Source organism: uncultured Mailhella sp., assembly GCF_944324615.1.
GTDB lineage: Bacteria > Desulfobacterota > Desulfovibrionia > Desulfovibrionales > Desulfovibrionaceae > Mailhella.
Genome location: NZ_CALUWY010000004.1, coordinates 31514 through 45248, shown reverse-complemented (window position 1 = coordinate 45248; position 13735 = coordinate 31514). Strand labels below are relative to the sequence as shown.

The 13735-nt window shown below is 59.0% G+C and carries 9 protein-coding genes; 7 read left to right on the top strand and 2 right to left on the bottom strand.

The genetic code is table 11. The annotated features are described in order from the left end of the window. Nucleotides 1–80: 80 nt before the first annotated feature. Nucleotides 81–1529 carry an aryl-sulfate sulfotransferase gene (locus Q0K07_RS01875; protein WP_294555647.1) on the bottom strand — a complete coding sequence of 483 codons (1449 nt, stop codon included), beginning with the start codon at nt 1527–1529 and terminating at the stop codon, nt 81–83. 577 nt (nt 1530–2106) lie between these two features. Between Q0K07_RS01875 and Q0K07_RS01870 the strand changes: the two genes are divergently transcribed. Next, on the top strand, nt 2107–3510 hold the full coding sequence (locus Q0K07_RS01870) for an SLC13 family permease (protein ID WP_294555644.1): 1404 nt from the start codon (nt 2107–2109) through the stop codon (nt 3508–3510). A gap of 111 nt (nt 3511–3621) precedes the next feature. Next, nucleotides 3622–4332, top strand: a complete 711-nt coding sequence (locus Q0K07_RS01865) for a Crp/Fnr family transcriptional regulator (RefSeq protein WP_294555641.1) — start codon at nt 3622–3624, stop codon at nt 4330–4332. Nucleotides 4333–4423: 91 nt separating this feature from the next. On the opposite strand, the gene rdgB is transcribed toward Q0K07_RS01865, so the two are convergent. Further along, nucleotides 4424–5056 (bottom strand): RdgB/HAM1 family non-canonical purine NTP pyrophosphatase, encoded by a 633-nt coding sequence (gene rdgB / locus Q0K07_RS01860; protein WP_294555639.1) that lies wholly within the window; start codon nt 5054–5056, stop codon nt 4424–4426. A 91-nt stretch (nt 5057–5147) separates the two neighbouring features. Here rdgB and rimO point away from each other — a divergent pair, with 91 nt between their 5' ends. The 5 genes from rimO (at nt 5148) to Q0K07_RS01835 (ending at nt 13715) form a co-directional block, all read left to right on the top strand. Further along, nucleotides 5148–6434 (top strand): 30S ribosomal protein S12 methylthiotransferase RimO, encoded by a 1287-nt coding sequence (rimO, locus tag Q0K07_RS01855; protein ID WP_294555637.1) that lies wholly within the window; start codon nt 5148–5150, stop codon nt 6432–6434. 12 nt (nt 6435–6446) lie between these two features. Then, nucleotides 6447–7979 carry an META domain-containing protein gene (locus Q0K07_RS01850; RefSeq protein ID WP_294555634.1) on the top strand — a complete coding sequence of 511 codons (1533 nt, stop codon included), beginning with the start codon at nt 6447–6449 and terminating at the stop codon, nt 7977–7979. 325 nt (nt 7980–8304) lie between these two features. Next, nucleotides 8305–9744, top strand: a complete 1440-nt coding sequence (locus Q0K07_RS01845) for a sigma 54-interacting transcriptional regulator (RefSeq protein WP_294555632.1) — start codon at nt 8305–8307, stop codon at nt 9742–9744. 543 nt (nt 9745–10287) lie between these two features. Next, entirely contained in the window at nt 10288–12804 is a 2517-nt protein-coding gene (locus Q0K07_RS01840; protein WP_294555629.1) for a pyruvate formate lyase family protein, read from the top strand. Then, nucleotides 12801–13715: a glycyl-radical enzyme activating protein gene (locus tag Q0K07_RS01835; protein ID WP_294555626.1), complete on the top strand. Its 915-nt coding sequence runs from the start codon at nt 12801–12803 to the stop codon at nt 13713–13715. The genes Q0K07_RS01840 and Q0K07_RS01835 overlap by 4 nt, the downstream gene beginning before the upstream one ends. The last annotated feature ends 20 nt before the right edge of the window (nt 13716–13735 follow it).

Genomic DNA, 13735 nt, shown 5'->3' with positions numbered 1-13735 from the left:
CCCCTCTTCTGAAGACAGGAGAGGGGCTTTCTTCGTCCGGGCCGCAAAAGCGGCCCGGCAGGCAGGGGGAAGGAGGCAAACTATTCCGTGGCGGCCACGCAGGTTCCGGCATTGGCGAAACCGTCGATGGCGCCTTCGATGACCACGGTTTCCCTTATGCCCAGAGGCGCGGCTCCGGGCACGCGGAAGGATGCGTTGTCCAGGGGAAGAACAGGCGTTTCCACGGGCTTTTCCAGCTGAGGCACCCATTCATAGGGAGCGCGGTAGGCGCGATACACGAAGTTCATTTTGCCGTTTTCCGCCGTGCGGTAGGGGCAGATGTATTCCCACACGATTTCATGCTCGCGCGTGACTTCAAACACTCTGCCGTCCGAACCTTCGGTGATGAGCGTGTTGCCGTTGGGCAGGCGCTGGGCGGAGCTGATGAAGGGGCTGTAGAAGCGGCAGGCGTCCAGGGGAACCACGAAACCGGCTTCGTGGGGCGTGTACTGCCACACGATTTCCAGCGTCACGGGGTTGAATTCCAGCACGCGCGAATAGTCGCGCAGCGCCGACTTGGTGCCGTCCTTCGCACCGGGGTTCGGCGCGCCGTATCCGGCCCAGCCGCCGTTGTCGAACACGAGAATGTTGCCTTCCCCGGGCAGGCCGCGGGGAATCATGTGCGCATGATGCTGACCGATGATCCAGCCGAGCTTCTTCAATTCCGGCGTGGCATTGTAGTCGGGGCCGACCTTCCAGACGATCTTTCCCGTTTCCTTGCTGATGATGAAGATGATGTTGGTCTCGCGACCGTCCATGATGATGTTGTCGGGGTGGAAACGCTCATCGCCGGCATCATACCAGCGGTTGGGGCCGAGCACGGACATGGAGTTGATGTGCATCCAGTCGCCTATGGCCGGAGAATCCTCCACCAGACTGCCGCCGCGGTAGTTGGGGTTGCGGCACATGGCGTTGCGCGCCTCTTCGGAAAAGCCCATTTCCTCCACATGCTCGCTGCAGTGCCATTCCCAGATGATGTCCCCTTCCCAGTTCACCTCGTACACCACGTCGTCCAGAAGGAGCTTGTCGGAAATGAAGGGGACATGTTCGTCCTTGTGGGCCAGCACAAGGGTGTTGCCGCCGTCGATGCGCGGTTCCATGCCGGGCACATAGTAGCCCACGGGATTGCCCTCACGCTGAAAGTCATGATGCTGACGGGCCATCCACTGGGGTTCCTCCCCCGGGTCGGTGATGAACTCGGCCTGATTCCACTGCCATTCGATATGACCGTCGAAATCCACCTGGATGAGGTCGCGCTGATCCTGAAGACCGTACTTGGGGTTGCGCATGCCGGAACTGGCCACAAGACGCCCGCCCGGGAAGAGCTTCACGGGAAAACCGTGCAGATTCTTCCACTTGCGGATCTCGTTGCCGTTCATGTCGATGAGCAGAGAGCCGTCGTTTTCCAGAGGAAACACGGTATAGCCGCTCCATGCCTTCTCAGGCTTGTACACGGTGACGCCGGTAGGATAAATGGTAGGATAACCCATGGTTTGCCTCCTGTATGCTCCGAGGGAGCGCGGGAAAAGTTGCATGAAAAAACGGCTCAGGGCCTGCGGACGTAAAACAGGGCCTCACGCCCGGGAAGAGGAACACCCTTCGGAGCGCGGCCGGAAAGCTCCGCCGGAAACGCCGGATTTGTTCCTTTCTTCCCATAGTTAAAGCATACCAGCCTGCCCTTTTTTTTATGTCTCCCATGCGACAATATCGCTTTTTTCTTTCCTTTCCGCTGATTTTTCATTATTCTGGTGATTTTATATATTTTTTTGGTGAATATTCGCAGTTTTCTCCGCTATTTTTACGGCCGTTTCTGAACCTGTGCCTCCCCCAAAAAGGATCGTACCGTCCCCTGTACGCCCCCTGTTCCGCGCTTTTTTCTGCCGGAATGCGACGCCTTGTGCCGTATATTCCGCGCGCAGGGGAATTTTTTCGCATCGCTTGTAAAAAATGTCTTTAAAAGGACAGCGCGAAAGAAAAAAGCGCGTTTATCATTCCCGGCAGTTTGAGAAAGGAAACACTGGCTGAGGATTCAGCGCACCGTCACCTCAAATAATTCAAGGAGCACCCATGCCTTCCGTCTCCGTCACCTCTTTAAAGGGAAACAAGCTGCTGAGCTGGCTCATCTGCTTCGGCGTCGCAGCTCTGGCCACCTTCCTGCTGTACGATCCTGCCAGGCCGCAGGTGAACATGTACTGGTTCGGCACCATTCTCGCCATCGCCATGTTCGCCACCAGCCTGCTGCCGAACTTCGCCACCGTCGTTCTGCTGCTCATGTATTACATCATCACGGGCGTGGCCTCGCCGGAAATGGCCTTCGTGGGCTGGACGGCGCCCATTCCGTGGCTCAGCATGTGCGGTATGCTGCTCGGCGTGCTTATGGACAAGTGCAACCTTGCAAACCGCATCGCCCTGGTGCTGCTCACCAGAATAGGCACCACTCCCGTGAGGCTGTATGCGGCCTTTCTTCTGGCCGGGCTCGTGCTTGCCGCCATCATTCCCGACGTCATCACCGTCATGATCATTTTCATGACCATAGCCCAGGGCATGTGCTCCAGCCTCAGACTGGACAAGAACTCCCGCTCCTCCGCCACCATCATTCTCGCGGCCTTCTTCGGCGCGGCCATCCCCTCGGCCATGTATCTGCCCAACAACACGGGCATCATCGGCCTGCTCATGGTCAAGGACATGGGCGTGCCCTTCACCTGGCTCAGCTTCGCCTTTGAGAACATGGGCTTCCAGGCCCTTCATGCGCTGGCGGCCTACGGCATCCTCCATGTGTTCGGCAGCCGGGAACTTGCCGTGCACATTGCCAGCTGCCGCGCCGTGGCCGCGGAGGAACTGCACAAGCTCGGCACCATGAGCCGCGACGAGAAAAAGACGCTCCTGCTCACTGTGGCCGCGCTCATAGGCTTCGTTTCCGAACCGCTGCACCACATTCCCGGCTATTATGTGTTCTGCGCCATCGTGCTGCTGGGCTTCACGCCGCTGTTCCGACTGCTCAACGGCGAAGACATCGAAAAAGTGCAGTTCTCCATCCTCTTCTTCATCGCGGGCTGCATGGCCATAGGCATCATCGCGGGCAGCCTCGGCATCCCCGCATGGCTTTCGGAACAGCTCATGCCCATTCTCCGGGAAATCCAGAATCTGCCTCTGGCCTCGTTCTTCGCCTACTGGGTGGGCGTGCTCTCCAACCTGGTGCTCACGCCTGTGGCCGCAGCCACAAGCCTCAGCATCCCCATGGCGGAAATAGCCACGAGCCTCGGCATGCCCATCAAGCCCGTGCTCTACAGCTTCCTCTACGGACTGGATCAGTTCTTCCTGCCCTATGAACTCGCTCCCGCCCTCATCATGTTCGCCACAGGCTATGTGCGCATCCGCTATGTGCTGGTGCTCATGACCATACGCATGTTCCTCGTCTCTCTGGCCGTGCTCGTTACGGCAGCCGTCATCTGGCCCATGATGGGCATATAACGGGCCTTCCCCGCAGGAGCCGCTCCCGCCAAGGCAGGAGCGGCTCTTGTTTTACGCCCCTTTCGGGAATACCATGGATGCCTCTCGCACCTTTTTCCGGCAGGACAGACCATGGAACGTTCAGGCAATACCCGCACGCCGTCCGGCACCGGCAGCGTATGGAAGGAAAACAACGTCATTTCCATGCTTGAGCAGAACAGCGTGTGGCGCAGCGTGCTCCCCATGGGAGAACGCCTTCTGCTGGACAGAGGCCGCCGCTGGACGGAATCCCCCGGCAACGACCGCTTCGCCTTTCTCGACAAGGGCCTGATACGCCTCTCCTCCCTGGGGGAAAACGGCAGTGAACGCATCTTCCTGCATATCGGGGCGGGCTGCATCTTCAGCGAACTGAGCTGCATGCACGTCGCCCCCCTCAGCACGGCCTCGTTTCTGGCCATGGAAAACTGCGAAGTCTACCTCTTCCCCAAGCATCTTCTGGAAGACCGCAACTTCACCCTGAGTCATCCCGAGCTCATGATGAACCTTGTGCAGTCGCTCATTCTGAAGGCCGGCGCCTTCTTCGGACAGATAGAGGAAAGTGTGGGACTTTCCCCGGAACACCTGGTCTGCCGTTACCTCTTCCGCCTTCAGGAAGACGCCTCCCTGCACCTCCGGCCGAAATTCTCCCAGTCCGACCTTGCTCTGGCCCTCGGGCTGCACCGAAGCACGGTATGCCGCATACTCCACGACCTGCGGGAGCGGGGCATTCTCGGCGAATTTACCCGCACCAGGCTGGAAATACTGGACAAGGAGGCCCTGCGCGCCCTGTGCCGCGCCGACTGAGCCCATCCTTGAGGCCGCGACTTCTGCAGAAAAGACAGGAAAAGCCCGCCGCAATGCGACGGGCTTTTGTACGGAAAAACATGCGGGCCTGTCAGCCCCGGCGCTTTTCCAGCTCTTCAAGAAGACGCGCAAGCGCCCTGCCCCGGTGACTGCGGGCCATCTTCTCCTCGCGGGAAAGCTCCGCCGCCGTGCGCCCGAGTTCAGGATCAAAGAAAAGCGGATCGTAGCCGAAGCCGTTCTCCCCGGAAGGCGCGCAGGCAATGCGCCCTTCCCACGCGCCTGTCGCCACAAGGTCGGCCGGAGCATCCTTCAGGGAAGAAGGATAGACCAGGGCCATACAGCAGCGAAAACGCGCGGTACGCTTCTCTTCCGGTACGCCTTCCAGCGAGGCAAGGAGCTTTCTGTTGTTGCGCGCATCCGTGCTCTCTCCTTCCAGAAGAGGCCAGTCCCGGCTGTAGCGGGCGGAGTACACGCCCGGCGCGCCGCCCAGCGCATCCACCTCCAGGCCGGAATCGTCGGCCACGGCGGGCAGATGCAGCCTTTCGGCCACGGCACGGGCCTTGATGAGGGCGTTTTCCTCAAAGGTGGTGCCGGTTTCCGCAATATCGGGGAAATCTTCCGGCAGGCTTTCCACATGGAAGCCGAAACGGGCCAGAGGTTCGCGCAGTTCCTTGACCTTGCCCTGATTATGGGTGGCGAGTATGAGCGTTCGGGAAGCTTCCATGGGGTCTCCTTGCCGAAAGGCGGTTTTCATGGCAGAAAGGGATATCGCAGGCCAGTCCTGTTGACAAGTCCAGGCCTGTTCCGAAGGTAGTATGCTCCGTATCTATTCCCAAAGCCTTGGCTGCCCCAAGACCCGCGTCGATACCGAACGGCTGCTGGGTTCCCTCGGGCCCGTCGTTACCGTGAATCTGCCCGAACAGGCCGACCTTGTGTTCATCAATACCTGTGCCTTCATCGCTCCCGCCGTGCAGGAATCCGTGCAGGCCGTCGTGGAGATGATAGAAGACATAGGTTCCCTTCCCCGGGGAAAAAGACCCTTCCTTGCCGTGGCGGGATGCCTGCCCGGACGTTACGGCATTGCCGACCTTACGGCGGAACTGCCGGAAGTGGATCTGTGGCTGCACACCGACGATATCGACACCTGGGCGGCGCAGCTTTCCCATGCCCTCGGGCTGAACGCTCCCGCTCCCGGCCGCCTGCTCAGCACCGGCCCCTCCTACGCCTGGCTGAAAATAGGCGAAGGGTGCCGCCACAACTGCTCCTTCTGCGCCATCCCCTCCATACGCGGCAAGTACGCCTCCGAAGAGGCGGACAAGCTCGTCACGGAGGCTTCCGCCCTGGTGGCGGACGGGGTGAAGGAACTCATCCTTGTGGCCCAGGACGTGACGGCCTACGGCACGGACTTCGGCAAGGACCCGCGTTTTCTGCTGGAAAAGCTCCTTTCCCTGGACGGACTCCGGCGCCTGCGCCTGCTCTACCTGTACCCGGCCGGGCTCACCCGCGACCTTCTGCGCTTTCTGAAGGAGGCGGGCGAACCCTTTGTCCCCTATTTCGACATGCCGCTGCAGCACGCCCACCCGGACGTGCTCAGGCGCATGGGACGACCCTTCTCCGGCAACCCGCAGGAAGCGGTGGACCGCATACGCGACGTGTTCCCCGAAGCGGCCCTGCGCACCACCATGATGGTGGGCTTCCCCGGAGAAAGCGACGAACATTTCCGCACGCTCATGGATTTTGTGGAAAAGAACCGCTTCCACCACATGGGGGTGTTCGCCTTCCAGCCTGAAGAAGGAACGGAAGCCGCCTCCATGCCGGATCAGATCGACGACGACGTCAAGGAAAGCCGCAAGGATGCGCTCATGGAACTGCAGAGCTCCATCAGCGAAGATATTCTTTCCTCCTACGCCGGACAGCGCATGGAAGTGCTGGTCGATGAAAGCTCCGACGAATGGCCCGGCCTCTACACCGGCCGCACATGGTTCCAGGCCCCGGATGTGGACGGCCTGACCTATGTCAGCGGCCCGGGTGTGGAACGGGGCGCCATGGTGGAAGCCGACATCCTGGAAACCAGGGAGTACGATCTCATCGCCCTGGCCTGACAAGGAAACTTTATGCGAAAATCTCTGCTTTTTCTTTTCTGTTCGCTTCTTCTCGCCGCATGCGTCGCCACTTCGGGCACCACACGCGACCTCAGCGGCGCATGGGTGGATGAGCAGGAACACCTCTATTTTCTCGATGAGGACGGCACCCTCGGCCTTCCCGGCCAGACGGCCATGTCCGGCGTGAGCTGGAAGCTGGAAAACGGCGTGCTCACCCTCGCCTCCATGGATTCCCCCGGCGGGGAAGTTCTTGAAAAGAAGCTTGTTCTCAAGGAATCCCGCGCAGGGAACCTGACCTTCACCGATGCCGACGGCACGACCGTGACGTGGAAAAAAAGCCGCGCCAGAGTGGGCAGACTGAAGGGTACCCTCTTCTACCGCGAACGCATGGCCCTGCCCCCGCAGGTGGTGGTGCACGTTCAGCTCTACCCCCAGCACTCCTCAACGCCCGTGGCCGTATCCATCATGCCCGCCTCAGGGAGCGGAGAAATCGGCTTCTGCGTCTATTATCTGGAACAGACCACGCCAGCCAGTCTGCGCCTTGCCGCCGCCGTGCTCTGCAGCGGGGAAACGCTCTTTGCCACGCAGACCGATGAAAACATCACGTCTTCCGGTGAACCCCGCGTTCTGCTCTACCGCACCATGCCGGGCGAAAATCAGCTTCCGCCGCTGGAAGCGCCGGTCAGCTACAAGGGCACGCTGCACGTTTCCGGCAAGGAAAGCACCGTACACCTTTATCTGGAAAAAGGGGGCCTCGCCCTGCTCACCCAGGACGGCGACCGTAATCAGTACATGGGCACCTGGATGGAAAAGGACAGGAACCGCACCATAGAAATCACGCGGGGGGCGCTCAAGCCCGTGACCGCCACGCGCGAGGCCGGGGGCGGACTTCTTCTGAGCGGTCTCTCCTCCCAGAGGGTGCAGCTTCAGCCCGCGGATCTTCCCTGGCCCTCCAGGGGCTTTCTCATTGAAGGGGAAATCAGAAATCAGGGCGGCAGGCCCGTGTTCTCCGAATGCAATTCCCAGAGAGACATCCCCATTCTGCCTTCCGGCAAGGGGTACAGCCAGCTCAGCCACATCATGCAGGAGAACGGCAACGCCTCCGTGGTACTGGAAGGCCGCATTCAGGAAGGCGCGCTGGAAGCCTCCAACGTGTTCCTCGTCAAGAAAGGCGGCGTATGTTCCACGGAAAACTACGCTTCCGCCCCTCTTCTCGGAACATACTGGCGCATGCGTAAAATCGACGGAAAGGCCGTGGAACAGTTCCCCGATCAGCCCGAACCCCACCTTATCCTGCGCGACAACGGACAGGCCAGCGGCTCCGACGGCTGCAACAACTTCTTCATGGAATGGAAAAGAAAGGATCAGGGCATGAGCTTCTCCAACGGAGGCTCCACCCTGCGCCTCTGCCCCCAGGGGGAGGAACAGGCCCGCGCCATCCATGCCATGTTCGCCAGAGTGAACGAATGGAACATCAACGGCTCCATGCTGGAACTTCGCTCGAAAAACAGCATCGTGGCCGTGTTTGAAGCCGTGGAAATGTAAACGTTCCACGCCTGACGGATCAAGCGGCGGGCCTCTTCCCCGGATGCGGGGAGGAGACCCGCTTTCCACATTGCGTGGCGGCAGAAAAACGGGCGGAAGGACGGACTCTTCTTCCGCCTTCTCTTCCCGGCATGCAGGCTGCGCAGCGCCCGGATCGCACGCCTTCTTTGCCGAAGCGGGTGAGGCATGCGCGGCCTTCATGCCGGATACGGCCGGACAGAATCACAGCTTCACAGCATGAGGGCATATTCTGAAGCTGCACGGCCCGGACTATGAAAAATTCCATCCATACGGTATGTTCCCGATAAACAGGGGCAGGGACGGCATGAGCAAAAAAGAAACGCCCATCGACAGTTTCCACGAAAAGATACAGGCGATCCCCAGGGCTCTTTCCAGCATAGAGCTTCCCGATTTCTTTCACTTCATCGACAAGGCACGTTTTGCCATCAATTTCGTCGACAAAAACGGGGTCATCGTCTATGCCAATCAGGAAGCCCAGCAGTCCAGGATCATTCCCCCTGAATTTATAGGGCGCAGCCTTTATGACCTGAAAAAGTACGGCATGATATTGAATCCGGCGGCCATAAAGGTCATTGAATCCGGCAAAGGGCATATCGGAGAAGTCACCCAGTACAGCGGCCGGACCTTCATGTCCATCACTTTTCCCGTGATAAACGACGACGAGCAGCTTGAAGGCGTCATCGCCCTGACCTGCGATATTGCCGACGTGTATCACTTCATCATCACTTCCTCATCCCGGACAAGCCATATCCAGACGCCGCAAAGCTCCACTTCGGAGCTTTTTCCCGACTCCAACGTCGTTATTGCCGAATCCCCGGAGATGCGGCAGCTCCTCGGGCTGGTGGACAAGATCGCACCGACCGGAGCCCCGGTCCTCATTCTCGGCGAATCAGGAACAGGCAAGGAAGTGCTTGCCAAGCTGATTCACAGCAAAAGCAGCCGCAGCAAGAAAAGACTGCTGGCGCTCAACTGCGGAGCCATTCCGCCCGCACTCATGGAATCGGAGCTTTTCGGCTATGAGAAAGGCGCCTTTACGGGAGCATGGCGAAGCACTCCGGGGCTGTTTGAGGAAGCCGACGGAGGAACGCTGTTTCTGGATGAAATAGGTGATCTTGACCTCCAGCTTCAGGTGAAACTGCTCCGGGTTCTCCAGGAAGGAAAATTCCGAAGAGTGGGCGGGCGCAGGGATATCGACTGCCATGTCCGCATCATCGCGGCCACCAACAAGAATCTGCCGCTTCTTGTACGGCAGGGACTGTTCCGTTCCGACCTTTTCTACCGGCTGGACGTCTTTTCGCTGTCGCTCCATCCCCTGCGGGACAGACAGCAGGATCTGATGAAGTTCATTCCGTTCTTTCTGGAAAAGTACAACAAGGCCTACGGATTCTCCCGGTATCTGACCAGCGGCGCATGGACGCGTCTTCTTTCCTATTCCTGGCCGGGAAATGTGCGGGAGCTGAGCAATGTTCTGGAAAGGCTGGTGGTTCTTGCCGACAGGAACGAAATCACCCCGGAAGATCTCGACAGATACCTCCAGCGCGAACAGAAAAAGCCTGCCGCTGAAGCAGAACCGGCACTTGCGGAAACCAGAGAAATGACGCTCCCCGAGGCCATGGAGATTCTGGAAAGAAAAATGCTTGCCGACGCCAGGGCCAGATATGGAACGTGCCGGGCCATGGCCGAGCATCTGGGGGTGGACTTCTCCACCATCGCAAGAAAAATGCGCAAGTACAGCATACAATGACGCCTGCCGCAGGGCCGCGGACGGCCGCTGCCCCGGGAGGAACCCTTCTCCCTTTTTCTGCGGCAGCGACGCGGACGCTGCGGCTCTTCTCTTGCGCCATAAAGCACATGCCGTGCGTCACGGCGGGCAGAAATGCGTTCTTTCCCCTGTACACAAAGAAAAAACTCCGTATTTCCATCCTTCTCAAAAGTGTGTTGCTTTTGCACCACCACGAGTCCTCAGGCTTTGCGCTTCAAGGAACAACAAATCTATCTCATTGTTTTTTTATTTATAAAAAATAATCATCCTTCTTTTTCACAAAGTCGCCGGCAAGCTCCGGGACGGCTTTTCTCCGAAGAACCGTTCTGAAACGGCTGCTTTGCCCGTCCGTATGCACCAGATTTCACGTTTTGTGGCATTTTATCCACAAATAATTGGAAATTTTACCACAAAAACTCATACCTGAAAAAAAACTCCCATTATTATGCGCCGTTACCCACATGGCACACTTATTGCTTCTTCTGAAAGGCATTCCACAACATGTATCCCTTTCAGGAGAAGACCATGGACGCATCATCGTCGGCCGTAAGCTACAGCCCGCAGGAAAAAGCCATTGCATCGGGAAGTTATATAGGAAACAGCGAAGAGAGCGCATGTCACGCCCGTTTCCAGAACATGTTCAGACGCTGCTTTAAAAACATGGTGCCCTATGTGGACGTGAAGAGGGCGAAATACTTCACCGAATCCATGAAGGAAACGGAAGGACAGCCCCTTGTTCTGCGCTACGCCCTCGCCATGAAGCACCTTGCGGAAAAACTGCCCGTGTACATTGAGGAAGGGCAGCTGCTGGTGGGTCGCGTGGGAACGGATAAAGGCCGCTACGGGCTGCTGTACCCCGAGATCATAGGCGACATCATGGGGGAAGGACTGGATGCCGCAAAAAACAATCTGAGCGCTCCGCTTCATATCGACGACGATGATCTGCGCTTCGTCAAGGAAAACATCGTTCCGTACTGGCAGGACAAGGCCTTCCATAAAAAGCTCATCCAGTCCGTTCCCGTGGAAATGAGGAAGTTCACCTACGCCACGGCCGACGGCAGCGTGCCCCGTCCCTATGTGGGCGAACAGGCTTCCATGAACGGCTGCCTTCAGTGGGTGCCCGATTATGAAAAGATCATCCGCAAGGGCGCTGCGGCCATCCGTGCGGAAGCCGAAGTGCGCATTGCCGCTCTGGACAGGAACAACGCCAGAGACATGTGGGAGAAGCAGTTCTTCCTCAAGGCGATGATGACCATCTGCGATGCCATCATCCTGTGGGCCCGGCGTCATGCCGAACAGGCCCGGCGTCTGGCCGCTGTGGAAAAGGATCCCGTGCGCCGTGCCGAACTGGAGACCATTGCGGAAAACTGTTCCCGCGTGCCGGAACTGCCGGCCGGGACCTTCCATCAGGCCATGCAGTCCATGTGGTTCGTTCAGAGCTTCGTCAGGCTGGAACGCTGTGTGGGCTTCATGCTCGGCAACGGGCGGCTGGATCAGTACCTCTACCCCTATTACAAGGCTGACAGGGAAGCCGGACGGCTGACCGACGATCAGGTGATGGAGCTGCTGGACTGCCTGTGGCTTCAGGAAGCCCAGTTCGTCAACCTGCCCATTTCCGCCCAGTCCGCCACTCAGCATGAAGGTTATGCCCACTGGGAAGCCGTGACCGTAGGCGGGCAGACCAGAGACGGACAGGATGCCACCAACGAGCTGAGCTATCTCATCCTGCGCTCCCGCAGGGAATGTCCGCTTCAGCAGCCCGACCTCGCCGCCCGCATCCACGCCCGTTCGCCCGAGGCTTTTCTGTGGGCCGTGGCGGAAACCGTCAAGGTGGGTCAGGGCTTCCCCAAGATCTACAACGATGAGGAAATCATTCCTCTGCACCTTGCCAAGGGCGCTCCGCTTCTGGACATCATGGATTACTGCGCGTCGGGCTGCACGGAAATCCGCATGCCCAATGTGGATTCCTATACCAGCCCCTGCACGCAGACCAACTGCACGGCCGCCGTGGAAACCACGCTTTTCAACGGCCGCCTGAAGAGCTTCGGCGAAGAGCTCTTCTCCGTGGAAACGGGAGATCCCTGCTCCTTCCGCACATGGGAGGAATTCTGGGGGGCCTTCAGGACGCAGCTGCAGTTCATGATGCGCTATGCCCTGTTCCTCCAGTACCAGATCCAGCAGATGCGCGGTCAGACCTATGCCGCGCCGCTGGAGGACGCACTTCACGACAAGGCCTTTGCCGCCTGCATGGACCTCGACACACCGCTTTCCATTCCCGGCACCCTCGACCTCGGCTTTGTGGAATGCATAGGCTTTGCCACGGCGGTGGACTCCCTGGCCGCCGTCAAACAGTTCGTGTTCGACGAGAAGGTCCTCATCATGCGCGAACTGCTTGACGCTCTGGAATGCAACTTCGAGGGAAAGGAACATATCCGCCGCATGCTGCGTTCCGGTCACTGTTACGGCAACAACGATCCCTACGCCGATTCCATAGGACGCGACATCGAAGCGACCTGTCAGGAAATCCTTTCCCGGAACTTCGAGCATACCGGCGTTCATCTGGACCTGCGCATGGTCAGCATTACGGCCAACATTCCCTTCGGCCGCGTTCTGGCCGCCAGCCCCAACGGGCGCCTTGCAGGCATGCCGGTCTCCGACGGATCCTCTGCCTCCCAGGGCATGGACGTGAACGGTCCCACGGCCGTTCTGCTCTCCAACTTCCACACCAAGAACTGGGCCTCGACGGCACGCGCGGCACGTCTTCTCAACATCAAGTTCACCCCGGGCGCCGTGGAAGGCGATGAAGGTACCCGCCGCCTGGTGAGCTTCTTCCGCGCCTTCTGCGATCTGAAGCTCTGGCATGTGCAGTTCAACGTCATCAATCAGAAAACGCTGCTGGCCGCCCAGAAGGACCCGCAGAAATACCGCAACCTCATGGTGCGCGTGGCCGGTTACAGCGCCTACTTCGTGGAACTTTCCACCGCGCTGCAGAATGACATCATTTCCCGCAATGCCCACAACGAATTCGGAGCCGCACGATGACTGATGAAAAGACGAGCGGACTTATCTTCAATGTGCAGAAGTTTTCCGTCCATGACGGTGAGGGGATAAGAACGCTCGTCTTTTTCAAAGGGTGCCCTCTCCGCTGTCGCTGGTGCAGCAATCCCGAATCACAGAATGCCGTCCCGGAGCTTTCCTACTCCGTACAGGACTGCCTGCACTGCGGAACATGCGCAAAGGTATGCACCAGAGGGGCCATCCGCTTCACCGACGGCACGCCTGTCGTGCAGAGGCAGCTCTGCCGCCCAGAACCGGGCTGCCTCTGCACACGGACCTGCCCCGGCGGAGCCCTCGGCATCTACGGAAAAACCGTGACCGCGGGGGAACTTCTCCGACAGCTTCTGGAAGATCAGGTCTTCTATGTGCGCTCCGGCGGAGGCGTGACCCTCGGCGGCGGGGAACCGCTGCATCAGCCCGACTTTGCGCTTGCCGTGCTGCGGCTGGCCCGCAGGGCAAGACTGATGACCAACATCGAAACCTGCGGACAGACCTCCGTTGAAACCATGCTCTCCGCAGCCGCGCTGCTGGATACCATGTTCATGGACATCAAGTGCATGGACCCGGACAAGCACAGAGCCTGGACCGGCGTGAGCAACGAACGCATTCTGGAGAATTTCGTCCGTGTCCGTGAAGCGTTTCCCCGGCTTCCCATCACCATCCGTACCCCGGTCATCCCCGGTTTCAACGACAACGCCGGAGACATCGAGGCCATCGCCAGGTTCGTCAGGCGCTTCAGCGGCGTGCGCCATGAACTTCTGCCCTATCACCGGTACGGAGAACAGAAATACCTGAGAATAGGACGCCGCCCCGGCATGGGGGAAGCCTCCCTGCCGGAAGAAACCTTCGCAACACTTCGTGAAGTCGCGGAAAAACTTCACGACGACCAACTGTAAGAACATACAAAGGAGAACCC